The sequence below is a fragment of the Actinoplanes campanulatus genome, assembly GCF_014647795.1.
GTDB lineage: Bacteria > Actinomycetota > Actinomycetes > Mycobacteriales > Micromonosporaceae > Actinoplanes > Actinoplanes campanulatus.
The window spans coordinates 49,535-66,253 of record NZ_BMPW01000001.1; the positions used below are offsets into that span (position 1 = coordinate 49,535).

At 72.3% G+C, this 16,719-nt stretch carries 16 protein-coding genes; 10 read left to right on the forward strand and 6 right to left on the reverse strand.

Annotation, left to right across the window (positions count from 1 at the left end):
- Nucleotides 1-60: 60 nt before the first annotated feature.
- On the reverse strand, nt 61-1,653 hold the full coding sequence (locus IEZ13_RS00265) for a mechanosensitive ion channel family protein (protein ID WP_183215426.1): 1,593 nt from the start codon (nt 1,651-1,653) through the stop codon (nt 61-63).
- A 108-nt stretch (nt 1,654-1,761) separates the two neighbouring features.
- Nucleotides 1,762-2,601, reverse strand: coding sequence for a cellulose binding domain-containing protein (locus IEZ13_RS00270; protein WP_183215428.1), 840 nt, complete (start codon nt 2,599-2,601; stop codon nt 1,762-1,764).
- Between the two features lie 189 nt (nt 2,602-2,790).
- Here IEZ13_RS00270 and IEZ13_RS00275 point away from each other — a divergent pair, with 189 nt between their 5' ends.
- The 4 genes from IEZ13_RS00275 (at nt 2,791) to IEZ13_RS47805 (ending at nt 7,020) form a co-directional block, all read left to right on the forward strand.
- Complete coding sequence (locus IEZ13_RS00275; RefSeq protein ID WP_183215430.1) at nt 2,791-4,950, forward strand: ATP-binding SpoIIE family protein phosphatase; 2,160 nt, start codon at nt 2,791-2,793, stop codon at nt 4,948-4,950.
- Between the two features lie 385 nt (nt 4,951-5,335).
- The gene (locus tag IEZ13_RS00280; RefSeq protein ID WP_229794367.1) at nt 5,336-6,052 is read left to right on the forward strand and encodes a VOC family protein; all 717 of its coding nucleotides are present in this window, start codon (nt 5,336-5,338) and stop codon (nt 6,050-6,052) included.
- A gap of 115 nt (nt 6,053-6,167) precedes the next feature.
- Entirely contained in the window at nt 6,168-6,404 is a 237-nt protein-coding gene (locus tag IEZ13_RS00285) for a helix-turn-helix domain-containing protein (RefSeq protein ID WP_183215434.1), read from the forward strand.
- Nucleotide 6,405: 1 nt separating this feature from the next.
- On the forward strand, nt 6,406-7,020 hold the full coding sequence (locus IEZ13_RS47805; protein ID WP_183215436.1) for a Clp protease N-terminal domain-containing protein: 615 nt from the start codon (nt 6,406-6,408) through the stop codon (nt 7,018-7,020).
- Between the two features lie 33 nt (nt 7,021-7,053).
- Here the strand turns inward: IEZ13_RS47805 and IEZ13_RS00295 are convergent, their stop codons facing one another.
- Complete coding sequence (locus IEZ13_RS00295) at nt 7,054-7,518, reverse strand: GNAT family N-acetyltransferase (RefSeq protein ID WP_183215437.1); 465 nt, start codon at nt 7,516-7,518, stop codon at nt 7,054-7,056.
- Nucleotides 7,519-7,587: 69 nt separating this feature from the next.
- Between IEZ13_RS00295 and IEZ13_RS00300 the strand changes: the two genes are divergently transcribed.
- On the forward strand, nt 7,588-8,028 hold the full coding sequence (locus IEZ13_RS00300; protein ID WP_183215439.1) for a MarR family winged helix-turn-helix transcriptional regulator: 441 nt from the start codon (nt 7,588-7,590) through the stop codon (nt 8,026-8,028).
- A 38-nt stretch (nt 8,029-8,066) separates the two neighbouring features.
- Here IEZ13_RS00300 and IEZ13_RS00305 read toward each other — a convergent pair whose 3' ends face one another.
- Nucleotides 8,067-9,572, reverse strand: a complete 1,506-nt coding sequence (locus IEZ13_RS00305; RefSeq protein WP_183215441.1) for a sensor histidine kinase — start codon at nt 9,570-9,572, stop codon at nt 8,067-8,069.
- A gap of 436 nt (nt 9,573-10,008) precedes the next feature.
- Here IEZ13_RS00305 and IEZ13_RS00310 point away from each other — a divergent pair, with 436 nt between their 5' ends.
- Nucleotides 10,009-11,205: an aminopeptidase gene (locus IEZ13_RS00310; RefSeq protein WP_183215443.1), complete on the forward strand. Its 1,197-nt coding sequence runs from the start codon at nt 10,009-10,011 to the stop codon at nt 11,203-11,205.
- Nucleotides 11,193-11,873: a class I SAM-dependent methyltransferase gene (locus IEZ13_RS00315; protein ID WP_229794368.1), complete on the forward strand. Its 681-nt coding sequence runs from the start codon at nt 11,193-11,195 to the stop codon at nt 11,871-11,873. The genes IEZ13_RS00310 and IEZ13_RS00315 overlap by 13 nt, the downstream gene beginning before the upstream one ends.
- Here IEZ13_RS00315 and IEZ13_RS47400 read toward each other — a convergent pair.
- A complete protein-coding gene (locus IEZ13_RS47400; RefSeq protein ID WP_260178649.1) occupies nt 11,848-11,973 on the reverse strand; it encodes a hypothetical protein in 126 nt (41 codons plus the stop codon). The two genes, IEZ13_RS00315 and IEZ13_RS47400, sit on opposite strands and share 26 nt — an antisense overlap.
- 100 nt (nt 11,974-12,073) lie before the next feature.
- On the opposite strand from IEZ13_RS47400, the gene IEZ13_RS00320 reads away from it, so the two are divergent.
- The 3 genes from IEZ13_RS00320 (at nt 12,074) to IEZ13_RS00330 (ending at nt 15,654) form a co-directional block, all read left to right on the forward strand.
- Nucleotides 12,074-13,657, forward strand: coding sequence for a phospholipase D family protein (locus IEZ13_RS00320; RefSeq protein WP_183215445.1), 1,584 nt, complete (start codon nt 12,074-12,076; stop codon nt 13,655-13,657).
- 75 nt (nt 13,658-13,732) lie between these two features.
- Nucleotides 13,733-15,010 carry a sensor histidine kinase gene (locus IEZ13_RS00325; protein WP_229794369.1) on the forward strand — a complete coding sequence of 426 codons (1,278 nt, stop codon included), beginning with the start codon at nt 13,733-13,735 and terminating at the stop codon, nt 15,008-15,010.
- Nucleotides 15,007-15,654 (forward strand): response regulator transcription factor, encoded by a 648-nt coding sequence (locus IEZ13_RS00330; protein ID WP_183215447.1) that lies wholly within the window; start codon nt 15,007-15,009, stop codon nt 15,652-15,654. The genes IEZ13_RS00325 and IEZ13_RS00330 overlap by 4 nt, the downstream gene beginning before the upstream one ends.
- On the opposite strand, the gene IEZ13_RS00335 is transcribed toward IEZ13_RS00330, so the two are convergent.
- Nucleotides 15,630-16,709, reverse strand: a complete 1,080-nt coding sequence (locus tag IEZ13_RS00335) for a protein-L-isoaspartate O-methyltransferase family protein (protein ID WP_183215449.1) — start codon at nt 16,707-16,709, stop codon at nt 15,630-15,632. The genes IEZ13_RS00330 and IEZ13_RS00335 overlap by 25 nt on opposite strands.
- Between the last annotated feature and the right edge of the window lie 10 nt (nt 16,710-16,719).

Below are 16,719 nucleotides of genomic sequence, written 5' to 3' on the forward strand. Positions count from 1 at the left end.
CGACCCTGAGGGCCGGCACCGGAGTTCCGGTGCCGGCCCTCCGTCATTCGCACGGCACGTTCAGTTCCTGCCCGTCCCGCCTGGCCGCGTCTCCGTGGTGGGATCGTCATCGTGGGCGGGGAGCGGCACCACCTGGGTCCGCTCCTCACCCGCGCCGTCGACGATCTGCAGGCCGGACTCGGGACCCGGGCTCCGGATCACCGTCACCTCGTCCGCGCCGGGACCGGCGGTCAGGACCGTGGTGGGCTCCGCGCCGGAAGGTCCGCCGGCCGGGAATCCCGGCACGGTGGCCTCGTCGTCCGGGACGACCCGGGCCGGAGACGGCCCCGGGCGGACACCCGGGGTGAGGATCGTGGTCTCCGCGGGTGGGGACACGAGCGCCGTGCCCAGGTCGGTGGTGGGTTCGCCGCCGTACAGATCAGTGGTGCGCTCGTCGGAATACAGGTCGGTCGTGCGCTCGCCGGAATACAGGGCCGTGGTGGGCCCGTCGGCGTGCAGGTCGGTCGTGCGTTCGTCGGGATGCGGGCCGGTGGTGCGTTCGTCGTCGCCGGGGCCGGCCGGCGAAGCGCTGATCATTTGCGTCTCGTCGCCGTCCTGCTCGCGGATCCGCCGCTCCTCCTCGGCCCATCGGGCTTCCCAGGCCAGTTCCTCGGTGTCGTCCGGAGAGTGCCGATTCTCGCCGCCGCGGCCGGGATCCGCGGACCGGGCCGCGCCGCCACCGGAATACGTCCGGCCGGCGCCGTCGGCAGCGGGCGGAGCCAAACGGTCGTCCGCGCCGACGAAGGGGGTGGCGGCCGCTCCGGCACGGGGCGAGGCCTCGGGAGACGACACCGCGGGAGAGGGAGAGGCCGGGGAAGCGGACACCGGCGCCGCGGCTGGAGGCGCCGGAGGCTCTGCCGCGGCGGAGGGGGACGACGGCGCGGGTGAGGGTTGTTCGGCGGCCTGACGGGCTCGTTCCCCGGCGTAGGCGCGGGCCTGTTCCCGGATGGCCGCCGACTCCGCCGCCGCCCGGTCGAGCCAGCCCTCCCACCGCTGCTGCATCGGCCGGATCAGGCCGCCGCCGACGCCCACGATGATCACGCCGGCGACCGTGGCGAGGATGGTGACCAGCAGTGGCCGGGTGACCGAGGTGGCGATGCCGACCTGGTCGAGCCCGGCGATCACGCCCAGCGTGACGATCACCGCGGCGACCGCCTTGGCCAGCACCCGGGCGTAGCCGAGCCCCCCGAGCACGGCCAGGATCAGGTCGTGGGCGGCCCCGGCGATCGCGGCGGTGACCACCACGATGACGATCCCGACGAACACCTGTGGCAGCCAGCCGAGCAAGGCGTTGATCAGGTCGCTGGCCGGGTTGGGGCCGAAGATGCCGAACGCCAGTTGCAGGGCGAACAGCAGCACCACGAAGAAGGCGAGCCGCGCGCAGACGTCGGTGGCGCTGGGCGCCCCGGGCCGCAGCAGCCGCCCGGCGGGTCCGCGCTGGACGGCCCGGTCGAACCCGGCCCGCCGCAGCGTCTTGGCGGTGACCGTCCGCGCGAGCCGGGCCAGCAGGTAGCCGACCACCAGGATCACCAGGAAAACCAGGATCGACGGCAGGTACAGCACCACCGACCGCCACATCTCGCTGAGGCCACGACTCAGCCCGTCACCGGCCATCCGTCCTCCTGACAAGCGTCGTCGAGGCCGCGATGGGTCCTCAACGAACCGTAGGACTCCGGAATACCATGCGCATCCGACAACCGGTACCCGAGCGGACACGCAGCGTCAGGAGCAGGGTTGCCCGTCGAGGGTGCAGCCGGTGGGCGGCTCGGTGGGCGCGGGCGCCAGCGTGAAGCTGAAGGAGACCGCGCCGGAGGCCGGCACCCCGGCCCCGGAGGGACGGAAGGTGACGGTGCTCTCGGACTGGCCGACGGTGACGGCGCCGCTGGTGACGGTCACCGTCTCGGCGCCGGGCACGGTGAGGGCGACGGTCCAGTCGGCGGCCGCCACGGTGCCCGTGTTGCTGACCCGGACGGATCCGCGGTAGCCGGTGTCGTCGAGCTGGTAGCCGTAGGAGGCGCTGAGGACGGCGCCACCGCCGGCCGGCGCGGCCGAGGTGCTCCGGGAGGTCCGGCCGGTCGGCACGGTGAGCCGGGGCTTGGCCTTCGCACTGCGGCTGGGGGATTTCGAGGGCGACGGGGTGGCCGAGGGCGAGGCGACGGCACTCGCCGAGGGGGTGGGCGCGGCCGGGGGCACGGTCTCGGCCGCGGACTCGACCGGGACCGGGGCGGCGACCGGAACCACGGGCGTCTCCGGCTCGTCCCCGCCCCACGTCGGCACGGTCGCGGCGGCGGCCAGCACCGCGACCCCGGCGGCGGCCACGACGGCGACGCGCGCGCGGTGCGAGGGCGCGGCATGGCGCGGCCCGTCCGCTTCGGCCCCGGAGGCGTACGCCGGGGACGGTTCCGTCCGGACCGCGGCCATCGTCATCGTCTCCGCCGACTCGGACCAGGCCGCGAGGGCGTCGTACCGCTGGTCCATGAGGTCGGGAGAGGTGTGATCGTCCACGGGGTCCGGCTGCTGTTCGGCGATGTGGCGCATCACACCGCGGGGTGGCTCGATCACGCCGCGACTATAGGTGAACGACCGTTCCGTTGACCAAGATCGAATCATCCATGACCTGGTGACGGTAGGTGACACCGAGCGTGAATCGCCGTCGGCACCGTCCGCGGACGATACGGGGGAACGGTCAATAACCGGACGGACGGCCGGTGGGGCATCGTACAAACGGACCAGTCGGGATAGGCTTTCCGCATGGTCGGCTCGGGAGGGTACGGGTCGGGGGGTCTGCACCCGTCTCCGATCACCACACTGCCCGCGCAGACGGCCGGCACACAGCACACCGGCCTGGGCTGCGCGACGCTGGTGCACGCCTTCGACTGGTCCGGCACGTCGCTGGGCCCGATCACCGGCTGGGATCCGGCGGTCCGCGCCGCGGTCGAGCTGGTGCTCGCCTCCCCGGTGCCGATGCTGCTGACCATCGGCGACGACTTCCTGGTCCTCTATAACGACGCGTATGCCGAGGTCCTCGACGCCCTGCACCCGACGGCGCTGGGCGCCCCGGCCGCACGGGCGTTCGGCCCGGCCTGGGATCAGCCCGGCCTGGGCGACGTGATCCAGCAGGTGCACCGCACCGGGCGGGCCATCCTGGAGCCGGAGAGCCAGGTGCAGTTCGCCCCGGGCCACACCGAGCCGGCCTTCTACACCCGGGGCCATTCGGTGATCCGCTCGTCGCGGGGCGCGGTGGCCGGGGTGCTGACCGTGGCGGCCGAGACCACGCATGTCATCCACCGGCTGCAGAGCCTGGGTGAGCTGACCGCCCGGTTGGCCGGCGCGCTCACCATCGACGATGTGACCCGCGTCGTCCTGGCGTACGCGATGGATTCCTTCGACCTGGACCACTGCGTGCTGGCGGTGGACGACGGCCTGGCGTACCGATATGTCCGCCGGATCCGCGGCGAGATGCTGGACGAGGCCGACGAGCGGCTCCCCCCGGTGTGGCGGCGCGTGAGCGCCGATCCGGCGGCCCCGGCGGTGGCGGCGGCGGAGAGTGGGCGGGCGACGTTCGTGGCCGACGGCGAGCCGCTGAACGCGGTGGCGACCGACCGGCACGAGCGACGGGTCCGCGCGCTGGCCGCGCTCCCCCTGCGGACGCCGTCGCTGCGCGGCGCGCTGACCGTCGGTTTCCGCCGGGCACATGTCTGGCTGCCCGCCGAGCGGGCGCTGCTGAAGGCCGCGGCCGAGCTGGTGGCGCAGGCCGCGGAGCGCGCCCGCCGTTTCGAGGCCCAGCACGGGACCGCGCAGTTGCTGCAGCGCAGCATGCTCCCCGAGCACCTGCCCGAGCTGGACATGTTCCGGATCGCCGCACGATATGACGTGGGCGTCGACGGCAACGCGGCCGGCGGTGACTTCTACGACGCGTTCCACCTGCTCGACGGCCGGCTCGCCATGGTGCTGGGCGACGTGGCCGGGCACGACGTGCGGGCGGCCGCGGTGATGGGCCAGGTCCGGGCGGCGCTGCGGGCGCTGGCGCTGACCGATCCGGCGCCGCCGAGCGTGCTGGCCGGGCTGGACCGGCTGGTCGGCTCGCTGGGCGCCGAGTCGCGCAACGAGGAGATCTTCGTGACCATCGTCTACGGGGTGCTGGACCCGTCGGACGGTTCGGTCACGCTGGCCAGCGCGGGCCACCCGCCGCCGGTGCTGCGCCGGGCCGGGCAGGGTGGCGAGCTGGCCACGGCCGAGCTGGTGAAGGTGCCGCCGGGTGCGCCGCTGGGCCTGGGCGGCCGCTGGCAGACCGGGACACTGCGGCTGGAGCCGGGCGACACGATCCTGATGTTCAGCGACGGCGTGGTGGAGCGGCGCGGCCGTCCGCTCAACGACGGGCTGGACGCGCTGGTCACCGCCGCGGCGGCGTCTCCGAGCGGCGATCCGAGGAACCTGTGCTCGCTGGCCACCGCGGCGGTCGAGGGCACCACCGACGACGACGTGGCGGTGCTCGCCGTGGAGCACGCGCTGGCGCTGAGCCGGTCCGCGACCACGCAGGTGGCGGCGGAGCCGACCGGGCCGAGCCGGGTCCGGCAGTGGATGACGACCCGGCTGCGGGAGTGGGGCGTGCCGGAGCCGGTGATCGGCGCGGCGATCCTCTGCACCAGTGAGCTGACCACCAACGCGCTGCTGCACGCGGGCACGCCGGCTCAGGTGCACATCGACCTGAACGCGGAACGCCTGCTGGTGTCGGTGGCCGACACCGGCACCCGGGGCAGTGTGATCCGGGCCCGCGCCGACGCCCTGGCCAGCCGGGGCCGCGGGCTGGGCCTGATCGAGGAGCTGAGCGATTCGTGGGGCACCGACCCGACGGTGCGCGGATCGACGGTGTGGTTCGAGATGCTCCTGGCGGGCAAAGCGCGCGCCTGACCCCACCGTCCGATGTGGTCTTCACCCGGGGCGGAACACTGCGTGATCGCCACGCTCGGTATCCGTTACGTCAGCACGCCTTATTACGTAGCGTATGCAGCGACTCATGACGATTCCCCGGCCGAGGGACCCCGTCCGGGCGACGGCCGAGCGTGCCGTCGCCGTATCGGTGCTGCTGCACGGCGTGGTGGCAGCTCCGGAGAGGCGTCACCTGGATCACTCAGGCGCTTACGTACAGTAGTTTAATACTGTTCTAAACCGGACAATGAACCGGCTGGTGGTGACGAAGCGTTATCAGTGCCGTAGAGTGCTGAAGCGACTGGGGATGTCCACCATGGAGCGGCTCATGCGGATCAGAGGTTATGCACCCTTGACACCTTGCTGGGTGGAGCTGGCGAGTGCGGACCCCGCACGCGCGGCACAGTTCTACGCAGAGTTGTTCGGCTGGGAGTCTGCGGGTGATCGGTTCAAGCTCGGGGGGCGTGCGGTCGCCGGCCTCACCCGGAGCCAGCCCGACCGTCCGGACGGGTGGCTGACCCACCTCAGCACTCCGGACCTCGAGGAGACGCTGGAGCAGGTCGACCTCTCCGGCGGGCACTGCGTGAGCCACCCGGCCGAGGCGCACGGCGGCCGGCGCGCGATCGTCGCCGACCCGTCCGGCGCGATCATCGGCCTCTGGGAGGGTCAGGACTTCGCCGGCGCACAGGCCGGCGGCGAGCCCGGCACCATGTCGTGGCCGGAACTGATCACTGACGACCCGGACGCCGCGGCCCGCTTCTACGGCTTCGCGTTCGGCTGGCTGCTGCGCCACGAGTTCGGCTCGGGCGAGTGGCTCAACCAGGCCCACGACGCCGTCGCCGGCCTCGCGCCCGGTTACCGCGGCGCCTGGTGGCGTGCCGCCTTCCAGGTCGAGAACATCCAGGTCGCGGCCGATCGGTGCGAGACGCTGGGCGGCGCGGTCATCACCGAGCCGTCGGAGGCCGGGCTGACCGCCTTCGCCGAGCTGCGGGACCCGTTCGGCGCCCGGTTCACGGTGGCGGCGCCGGTGCACCACCCGGTCGAGCTGACCGTCTCCCTGGGCAGCCTGCCCGCCTGGGACTGACCCGCCCTGGAACCACACGGGAGAGGCCGGCCCTTCGGGGCCGGCCTCTCCGCGTTCCGGCCGGCTGCGTCAACTGCGGTTGACAACGGTTGGCGTGTCAACGTAAGTTGACGGCATGACTGAGGCTACCGACCTCGCCGCCGCCGCGAGCAGCGCCGACCCACGGGCCGGGCTGCGCGCGGTGGTGGCGCTGCGCCGTCTCCTGGAGGGCCTGGAGCGCCTACAGGTGGCGAATGCCCGCGCCAAGGGCTGGTCCTGGCAGGAGATCGCCGACGCGCTAGAGGTGACCCGCCAGGGCGTGCACAAGAAGCACGCCAAGCTGATGCCGATGCCGGATCCACGGGAGGGCTGAGATGTTCGAGCGATTCACCAAGGAAGCCCGCGCCGTCGTCGTCGGCGCCCAGGAGCAGGCCCGCGAGCTGGGCCACGAGACCATCGGCACCGAGCACACCCTGCTCAGCCTGCTCGCCGGGGAGAACGACACGGTCCGTGTGGCGCTGGCCGGCTCCGGGGTCGACCAGGCCTCGGTCCGGGCCGCGATCATCCGGCACGTCGGCGACCTCAGCGAGGCCGGCGCCGTCGCGGACCGGGACGCCGAGGACGCCGCCGCCCTCAAGGCGATCGGCATCGACCTGGAGGCGGTCCGCGCCGCCATCGAGGAGAACTTCGGGGCCGGTGCGCTGCGCCTGCCCCGGCCGGCCCCGAAGAAGAGGGGGATCTTCGGGCGGTTCTCCTCGGTGACGACCGGGCACCGGCCGTTCTCGCCGCGCAACAAGAAGGTGCTGGAGCTGTCGTTGCGCGAGGCCATCCGGCTGAAGCACAACTTCATCGCCCCGGAGCACATCATGCTCGGCCTGCTCCGCGAGGGTCAGGGTTTGGCCATGCGAATCCTGACCGAGTTCGACGTCGACTTCGGCGAGCTCCGCAGCACCCTCACCGGCGCGCTCAAGTCCCCCGCGGCCGGATAGCGGCGAAGAGCGGGCGGGCGGTCCGCAGCTCGGTCACAGGCGCGCCCGCATCGCGGGGTCGGCCGTGCGCGTGAAGCCCAGCGACGTGTAGAGGTGCTCGCCGTCCGGCGACGCCATCAGGTGCACGGCGTGGATGCCCCGGTCCCGGTACCACCGCAGCAGCGCCTCCACGCACGCCCGGGAGTAGCCACGGCGCCGCATGTCCGGGTGGGTGGCGACGCTGAACACGTACCCCACCCGGCCGTCCGGGTTGTGCGGATTGCCGAGGCGCTCCTCGATCGTGCCCACCGCGCAGGCCGCGAGACCGCCCCCTTCCGGCCGCTCGACGACGAAGGCGGCCATCGACGGCTCGGCCGCACCCAGTCGGCTGACCAGGGATTTGCGGGCGGGCTGCCGCCAGTCGTCGTTCCACTCACCCCGGTCGAAGGTCTGCAACAGGACAGCCCGCAGGAGGATCAGTTCGTCGGCGTCGTCGGGGGTGGCTTGGCGCGTTTTCACATCCGTACCCTAAACGGATCCCGGTTTTTCAGATTTGAAGTTTCAGATTTCAAGGGTACGGTTCGGGGCATGGCCGAACCGTTGAGCGCCACCCAGCTGGCGCACTGGCGCACCTTCATCGAGAGCTCGTGGGCACTGCACACCCGCCTCGAGGACGAGTTGCGCGCCGCCACCGGCCTGAGCATGAACGACTACCACGTGCTGGTCGCCCTGGCCGACGAGCCCGGCCGCCGGATCCGGATGGGCGAGCTGGCCAGCCGTCTGGTGCTCTCGCCGAGCCGGATCACGTACCAGATCAGCTCCATGATCAAACGAGGGCTGGTGCGCAAGGAGAGCTGTGCCGACGACGGCCGCGGCCAGGAGGCCGTGCTCACCGACGAGGGCCTGACCGCGCTGCGCGAGGCCGCCCCGGCCCACCTGGAGACCGTCCGCAAGAGCTTCATCGATCACCTGGACGACGAGGAACTGGCCGTGATCGGCCACGTCTTCGCCAAGATCAGAGAGGTCTGAGCCACACCCGCCATCGGGTTCAAGCGTTCGGCGCCCCATCACTGCGGGGGAGGCTCACCGTTCATCAGGTCCAGCGATGCCGCCGTTTGCGAGCTCTGCTGGGCGCGGGGCAGGCGCAGTACGAACCGGCTGCCGTGCGGAACGACGGCCTCGTACCAGACCTGGCCGTGGTTCGCCTCGGCGAGCAGCTTGGACAGGTACAGCCCGAAGCCGGCGCCGGTCCGTGGTCCGGTTTGCCCGACCTGGGTGAAGCGGTCGAACAGGTGCGCGACGAAGTCCGGTGGCACTCCGTCGCCCTCGTCGCTGACGGCGAACAGGATGTCGTTGCCGGTGTCGTCGAGGGCCGCTGACAGGCGGATGTCGCCGGGGCTGTATTTGACGGCGTTGGTGACGAAGTTGGTGAGGACTTCGTGGGTGTGTACCGGGTCGGCCCACACTGCCGCGGCGGGTGGGCCGTAGGTTGCGTCGACCCGCTTACGAGCCTTCTTGGGCAGGTTGTCGGTGACCCGCGTCAGGGCCTGTCTGACCGGCAGCGCGACGGGCTGGGTATGTATTTGGCCTGGCTCGGCGCGGCACAGCGCGAGTAGGTGTGCGGCCATGTCGAGCAGCTGGTCGACCCGCTTGCCCAATGCCTGGACGGCGGCGCGGCGTTCGTCGTCGGTGGTGGTGTCCCATTCGTGGGTCAGTTCCTCGGAGTAGGCCGAGATCACGGCCAGGGGCTGGTTGATCTCGTGGGTGAGGGTGGCGATGATGTCGCTTTTCCAGGTGCCTGTGGCCTCCAGCTCGAGATTGGCGGCGGCGAGGTGCTCGGCCCGGCGGCTCAGTTCGTGGTGGGCTGCCGAGAGCTGGCGGTAGAGAGTCGCGGTTTCGGCGAGCAGGGCCACCAGTACCACCCCGGAGGAGATCAGCAGAGCAACCCGTCCCGCGTACCAGCCGAGCGTGTAGCGCTGCGAAGCGACTATGTGGAGGCTTGCGGCACCCAAGGACGCGCTGATCGCCACCACTACCCACCGCTCCACCGGTGGCCGGTGACTCAGGTCCCTGGTCACCGCCAGCAGGCTGACGGCCACGGCGAGGAGCCCCGCACTCACCGCCCACATGCCAGCTGTGGTCTGCATGTCGCCCTGGTAAAGACTGGGCAGCCGGTCGGCGGCACCGATGACGAGGCCCGTCACCGCGGCCACCAGCGCGAGTATCAGGGCGGCGGCGATCGCGGCGGCGGCGCGGCGCCGGGTCCGGGCCTGCCGGCCCAGCCGGGCCGGTAGCGCGGCGACGACCCCTTGTTGCACCGCCACCAGCACCGGAAACCCGAAGAAGAGGATCACCGCCAGCCAAGGTAGGCAGACCTCGGCCCAGATCGAGCTTGGACCCCAGCGCTGCACCTGGGCGAACACGACGACGTAGGGCAGCATCATCAGGCTGGAGTAGAGGTAGGCCAAGGACAGTCCCAGCGTCGCCAGCCGGCCACCGACCAGGAACTGCTGCAGCAGCAGATGCGTGGTCAGCAGATCGGCCGCGGCCATGAGGACGAAGATCGCGAGCACCAGGTTGGGGCGACCGGGCGGGCGGTAGGTGGCGATCGGCGCTACGAGCAGGGTGGCTACGAACACCGCGACCGCGCACACCCACAGAACCCGGGGTATCGGGACCTCTTCCGGCCGGCCCGCAGCGCTACCCAGGTCCACGGCCATCGACCCCCAAACCGCCACAGAGCCCCACGCCAGGCTACCGGGGGTCGCCGCCGGACGTACCGAAATTCATGGACAGCCAGCCCGTGGTGCAGCTGGTTCTCTCTCCGGGGCCTCGGCATGATCAAGTGCGCTGTCATCGGACATCCGGCGAGCCGGGGCGCATGGCACATCAGCCGGTTCGGTCACCCGCGAGGAGCCGAAGCGGGCGTTCGAGGACTTCCAGAAGGGGGCGCCTCGGGGGCGTTCCGGCGGCACGCGTACCGCACACGGACTGATTAGGCTGACCGGCATGGACCGGATCGAGCGTTTCGCCGACGTCGTGGTCCGGGCTGGAGTGAACATCCAGCCCGGGCAGGGAGTCATTCTTCGTACGGACACCGCACATCTGGAGATCGCCCGGGCGGTCGTGGCCGCCGCGTATGCCGCCGGGGCCGCCTGGGTGGAACCCCTCTGGTCGGACGGCCCGATGCGCCGGTCCGCCGTCGACCACGCCAGCCTGGAGACACTGACCACCAGTCGCGGCTGGGCGTTGCAGCGCATCCGGGAGTGGTCCGAACAGGGCATCGCCTCGATCGCCCTGCTCGGTGACCCCGACCCGCATGTGCTCGACGGCGCCGACCCGGTGAAGGCTGCGGCGTTCCCCGCCGAGGAGACCGCACTGATGCGGGAGACGGTGCTGGGCCGCCTGCGCTGGACCGCGGTGGGCGCGCCGAATCCCGGCTGGGCCACCCAGGTCTTCGGCGAGCCGGATGTGGAGCGGCTGTGGGACGCGGTGGCCACCGCCATGCGCCTGGACACCGCCGATCCGGCGGCGGCCTGGCGGGCGCGGGCCGCGACGCTGGCCGAGCGGGGCGCCGCGCTGGACGCTCTGGAGCTGACCTCGATCCGGTACTCGGGAGGCGGCACCGATCTCACGGTCGGCCTGATCCCCGGCTGCCGCTGGACCGGTGGCGGGCTGATCGACGACGACGGTGTCCCGTACATGCCGAACATCCCCACCGAGGAGGTGTTCACCAGCCCGGACCGGCGGACCGCCGAGGGTGTGCTGCGGGTGACGAAGCCGCTGGTGCTGAACGGGCGGCTGGTGCTCGGGCTGCGGCTGGAGTTCTCGGCGGGCCGGATCGTGGCGGTGTCGGCCGACTCCGGCGCGGACGCTGTGGAGGCCCAGCTGGAGACCGACGCCGGCGCCCGCTACCTGGGCGAGGTGTCCCTCGTGGACTCGGACAGCCGGATCGCCAGGGCGGGCATCGTCTTCCACAACACCCTCTTCGACGAGAACGCCGCCTGTCACGTGGCCTGGGGCGCGAGTTTCCCGTTCTCGGTGCCGGGCGCCCGGGAGCTGCCGGTGGAGCGGCGGGAGGCGCTGGGCCTGAACACGTCGGGCGTGCACACCGACGTGGTGATCGGCGGCGAGGGCATCACGGTGACCGGCACCGGCCCGAAGGGCACCGTCGACATCATCCGCGGCGACGAGTGGGTCCTCTGACGATGTGGGCCGCCTACGACGAGATCGCCGACTGGTACGAGACCGAGTTCCTGCCGACGACCACGCCCGGTGACCCGCTCGGCATCCGGCGTGCGATCGCCGAGCAGCTCGGGCCGGGCCACGGCCGGTGCCTGGAGATCGGCTGCGGCACCGGCGCCTACGCGGCGCAGATCCGGGAGCTGGGCTGGACGCCGTTCGGGGTGGATCTGTCGGCGGGAATGCTCGGTTACGCCGTGGGCCGGCTGCCGGTGGCCCGGGCGGACGCCGCCCGGTTGCCGTTCCGCGACGCCGCGCTGGACGCGGTGATCACGGTGATGGCGCACACCGACATGCCGGCTTATCCGGCGGTGCTGCGTGAGGTGACCCGGGTGCTGCGCCCGGGCGGCACGTTCGTCCACGTCGGGGTGCATCCGGCTTTCTGCGGCGGCTTCGCCGACCGCGACGATCAGACCGCGGTGGTCATTCGGCCGGGTTATCTCGACGGTCACTGGACCAAGGCCTCCTGGACCGACCAGGGGGTACGGGCGAGGGTTGGCGCGAGTCACTGGCCCCTGGCGGGGTTGCTGAACGCGTTCCTGGCGGCGGGACTGGAGTTGCGCGGGTTCGGCGAGGGCGGTTCGCCGACCCCGGCGGTGCTGTCGATCAGGACATCATCAGCATCGCGGTAGTGCCCAGCAGCACCAGCAGGAGGACCGCGATGAGCAGTCCGGTCTCGGCGGTGTCGGTGGCCTCGGTCACCGGTGTCGTGGTCAGGGGCTCGCTGCTCATGGTTCCACTCCTCGGCGGGGGTCGGGGGTGTCGCGCTCCGCATGCGGGCGGCGGTCGGGAGGCTTACGGTGAGGGCGTCGTCGACCTCGAAGGGGTTGCTGTGCCGCCGCAGGAATGGCTTCTCACCGCTGCCGAACGCGGCAACCCGGACACCTCCATACCCATATGGAACACTGGAAACACGGTCGAGCCACTCATTCACGGGCAAAATTACTTCGATCGGCTGGTGACCGAAATCGGGGCGCTGGAGCCCGGCGATCACCTGTTCTTCACCGACTGGCGCGGCGACCCGGACGAGCGGGTCCGCGACGGTGGTCCCACGGTCGCCGAGGTGTTCGCGGCGGCCGCCGCGCGCGGTGTCGTCGTGAAAGGGCTGCTCTGGCGCTCCCATCTGGACAAGCTCGCCTACAGCGAGGAGGAGAACCGGACGCTGAGCGACGAGATCGAGGCGGCCGGCGGCGAGGTGTTGCTCGACCAGCGGGTCCGCCGGGGCGGGTCGCACCACCAGAAGCTCGTGGTGCTGCGGCACCCGGGGCGACCGGAACGGGACATCGCCTTCGCCGGCGGGATCGACCTGTGCCACAGCCGCCGCGACGACGCCCGGCACCACGGCGATCCGCAGGCGGTGCGGATGGCGTCCGCGTACGGGCCGAACCCGCCCTGGCACGACGTGCAGTTGGCGTTGCGCGGCCCGGTCGTCGGCACGCTCGACCGCTCGTTCCGGGAACGCTGGACCGACCGGGTGCCGCTCGACCAGGACGGCCCGATCGCCACCGTCACCGACCGGCTGCGCCACGAGGACATGCGCCCCGATCCGCTGCCGGACCTTCCGCCCGATCCGCCGGGGTGCGGCCCGCACACCGTGCAGGTGTTGCGCACCTATCCGGCGATGCGGCCGCCGTACGGCTTCGCCAGGCAGGGCGAGCGCAGCGTGGCCCGCGGCTACACGAAGGCGATCAAGCGGGCCCGCCGGATCGTCTACCTGGAGGACCAGTACCTGTGGTCCACCGAGGTGGCCCAGCTGTTCGCCGAGGCGATGCGCGACAATCCGCGGCTGCACCTGGTGGCCGTGGTGCCCCGCCATCCGGACGTGGACGGCGCGTTCGCGCTGCCGCCCAACCAGGTGGGCCGGGAACAGGCCATCGAGCTGTGCAGACGGGCGGCCGCCGACCGGGTGCACGTCTTCGACCTGGAGAACCACGACGGCACCCCGATCTACGTGCACGCCAAGGTCTGCGTGATCGACGACGTCTGGTGCAGCGTGGGCAGCGACAACTTCAACCGCCGCTCGTGGACGCACGACAGCGAGCTGTCCTGCGCGGTCCTCGACGACACCGCCGACGGGCGGGACCCGGCCGATCCGGCGGGGCTCGGCGACGGCGCCCGGCGGTTCGCCCGCGACCTGCGGCTGATGCTGATGCGCGAGCACCTCGACCGGGACGACGGGGACGACAAGGACCTGCTGGATCCGGAGAGCGCGATCACGGCGCTGACCGGGGCCGCCGACCGGCTGCGGGACTGGCGCGACGGCGGGCGGGTGGGGCCCCGTCCGCCGGGGCGGCTCATCCCGCACGAGACGCGGCCGCTGCCGTGGCATCAGCGTTTGTGGGCGCTTCCGGCGTACCGGATGATCTATGACCCGGACGGACGGCCTTGGCGTGATCGGCGGGCGGGAAGCTGGTAGGTATGCCTAGGCATACCCCTGACCGGGTGTCTGAACGGCTGGGCCGGGCCGGAGGCCGCTGGCTACCGTGACCTGGTGTTGAACGCCGAGCATCTCGCCACCGCCCTGCGGGACCGCCGCTACCTCCGGACGACCTGGCCGTGGCGCGCGGCCGGATACCTGTCGATCACCGGAGTGATCGTCACGCCGCTCGCCTTCGTCCTCTGGCTGCTGCTGATCCCGTGGCTGGTGGCCGGCCGCAACCTCATCCACGGAACGACGCCCGAACTCGTGGTGCTCCTTCTCATGGCGCTCGGCGCCGCCCTGATCGCCACGTTCAGCCCGCTGGTGGCACTGCCGCTGGCCGCCCTGGAACGGCAGCGGCTCCGGATGATCGACTCCCGGCCGCTCGTCGCGCCGCACCGGATCAGCGCCACCAACCCGCTGACCCTGTTCGGGCACGAGTCCACCTGGCGGGCCGTCCTGTACGCCGTCGTGCTGGCCCTGTTCGCCCCGCCGGTGCTGGTGCTCACCGGGGTGCTGATCACGCTGGAGGCGACGCTGCTGTTCAGCCCCTGGCTGACCGAGTGGAATCTCGGTGACCTGACCATCGACGGCGGCCCCGCGTCGATCCCGTTCACGCTGCTCGGGATCGTCCTGATCCCGGCCTGGCTCTACCTGATCGGCGGCCTGGCGGCGGCGCACGGCGCGCTGGCCCGGCGGCTGCTCGGCAGCGGCGGCGACGGCCTGCGCGACCAGCTGACCGAGGTGTCGCAGTCCCGGGCCCGGCTGGCCGACGCGTTCGACGCCGAGCGGCGCCGCATCGAACGGGACCTGCACGACGGCGCCCAGCACCGGCTCACCAGCCTCACCCTGCACCTGGGCATGGCCCGGCTGGACCTGCCCGAGGACTCCCCCGCCGCCGCGCCGCTCGGCCAGGCCCACGACCAGGCCAAGGAGCTGATGGTGGTGCTGCGCGACCTGATCCACGGGATCCGCCCGCAGACCCTGAGCGACGTCGGCCTGGCCGCCGCGCTGTGGGAGCTGGCCGCGAGTTCGCCGGTGCCGGTGACGGTGGAGGCGCCCGACACCATCGGCCGGCTGCCGGAGCGGGTCGAGACGACCGCCTACTTCGTGGCCGCCGAGGCGCTCACCAACGTGGCCCGGCACGCGGGCGCCACCTCGGCCCAGGTGCGCCTGACCCGTGCCGGCGACGGGGTGGTGCTGGAGATCCAGGACGACGGGCGGGGCGGCGCCGACCCGGCCGCCGGAAGCGGGCTCACCGGGCTGGCCGACCGGGTGGCGGCGGCCGGTGGACGGCTCCTGCTGGCCAGCCCGGCCGGTGGGCCCACGTTGTTGCGGGTCGAGCTGTGACCCGGGTGGTCCTCGCCGAGGACGGGGTGCTGCTGCGCGAGGGCCTGGTCGGGGTGCTGGTCCGGTTCGGGTTCGAGGTGGTGGCCGCGGTCGGGGACGCCGACGAGCTGATCACCGCGGTCGGGAAGCACGACCCGGGGCTGGTGATCACCGACATCAAGATGCCGCCGACCTTCTCCGACGAGGGGCTGCGAGCGGCGGTACGGCTGCGGCGGGACCACCCCGGGCTGCCCGTCGTGGTGCTCAGCCAGTACGTGCAGCAGGAGTTCGCGGCCGACCTGATCGGCACCGGCGACGGCGTCGGTTACCTGCTCAAGGACCGGGTCGCCGACATCGCCGACTTCGTGGCGTCGCTGCGCACCGTGGTGGACGGCGGCACGGTCGTCGACCCGGACGTGGTCCGCCGGCTGCTGAGCCGCCAGCGGGACCCGCTCGCCGGGCTGTCCGGCCGGGAGCGGGAGGTGCTCGCCCTGATCGCCGAGGGGCGGTCCAACTCGGCGATCGCGTCGGCCCTGTTCATCAGCGAACCCGCGGTCGGCAAGCACGTCGGCAACATCCTGGCCAAGCTGGGCCTGTCGCCGACCGACGACACCAACCGGCGGGTCCTGGCGGTGCTCACCTACCTGCGGACTGTCCACCGGTAGGGCGTCCACAGCGGCCCGGTCAGCACCAACTCGACGTCCCAGGCGCTCATCGGTGGCCGGCCCAGGGCATCCCACCGTCCGGCGAGCGCCGCACCGATCGCCGTGTAGCGGTCCCGCTCCGCGCCGGAGGCCAGGATCGACCCGTCGGCCAGGACCACCGCGCCGGACTCGCCGGAATCGTCGAGCACCGCGAGACAGCTCTGCTGCCGGTCCGGGAGCGCCGCCTGGGTGACCCGATGGTGCCACGCGCCGGCCGCGTACCAGAGATTCCGGTACGCCAGCGTCGCCAGCTCCGGCCGCCAGCACGGTCGTCGCGTCTCGGTCAGACCGGTCATGCCGAGCACCGGCTCCGGGTGACTGCGCCGGTGCCGGGCGGTCAGCGGGCCGGCCGCGCTCATGAACCCGGCCGGGCACACCACTGTCGCGGCGCCGTCGGTCCGGACGTCCAGGACCGGGTGGGTGCCGCTGTGCTCGACCGGGACGATGATCCGGCCGCCCGGGTCCAGCCGGTCCAGCCAGTGCGGCGAGACACCGGCCACGCCGACCGTCACGATGATCCGGTCATACCGCTCCGGGTCTCCCGCGAAGGCGGCCGTGTAACCGTCGGCGGTCTCCACCCGGACCCCGGAGGCGCCGGCGCGGGCCAGCGCGGAGCGCGCCCGGGCGGCCACGTCGGGCTGCACGTCGACCGTGGTGACCGTCGCTCCCATGGCGGCCAGCAGGGCCGCGTTGTAACCGGTGCCCGCGCCGATCTCCAGGATCCGCATGCCGGGCCGCGGGTCGAGCGCCTCGATCATGATCGCCATCAGCGACGGCTGGCTGGACGAGCTGACCGGGCGGCCGTCGCTGATCTTGGTGACCAGCACGTCGTTGCTGTAGACGGTGGGCAGGAACTCCGGGTCGGCGGGCAGGACACGGCGGCCGTCGCGGCTCAGGAAACCGTCCGGCACGAAGATCTCCCGGGGCACCGTGCCGAACGCCCGGGCCAGCGCGGGCGAGAGCTCGGCGCCGTCTCCGCGGATCAGGTCGAGGTAGTGCCGGCGGGCGTCCTCCATGCCTGACACC

What these genes read in the sequence shown, in the direction of transcription:
- IEZ13_RS00285 (WP_183215434.1), top strand. Translation starts at nt 6,168, where the DNA reads ATGACTGAGGCTACCGACCTCGCCGCCGCCGCGAGCAGCGCCGACCCA.
- IEZ13_RS00265 (WP_183215426.1), bottom strand. Translation starts at nt 1,653, where the DNA reads ATGGCCGGTGACGGGCTGAGTCGTGGCCTCAGCGAGATGTGGCGGTCG.
- IEZ13_RS00310 (WP_183215443.1), top strand. Translation starts at nt 10,009, where the DNA reads ATGGACCGGATCGAGCGTTTCGCCGACGTCGTGGTCCGGGCTGGAGTG.
- IEZ13_RS47805 (WP_183215436.1), top strand. Translation starts at nt 6,406, where the DNA reads ATGTTCGAGCGATTCACCAAGGAAGCCCGCGCCGTCGTCGTCGGCGCC.
- IEZ13_RS00300 (WP_183215439.1), top strand. Translation starts at nt 7,588, where the DNA reads ATGGCCGAACCGTTGAGCGCCACCCAGCTGGCGCACTGGCGCACCTTC.
- IEZ13_RS47400 (WP_260178649.1), bottom strand. Translation starts at nt 11,973, where the DNA reads ATGAGCAGCGAGCCCCTGACCACGACACCGGTGACCGAGGCCACCGAC.
- IEZ13_RS00275 (WP_183215430.1), top strand. Translation starts at nt 2,791, where the DNA reads ATGGTCGGCTCGGGAGGGTACGGGTCGGGGGGTCTGCACCCGTCTCCG.
- IEZ13_RS00335 (WP_183215449.1), bottom strand. Translation starts at nt 16,709, where the DNA reads ATGGAGGACGCCCGCCGGCACTACCTCGACCTGATCCGCGGAGACGGC.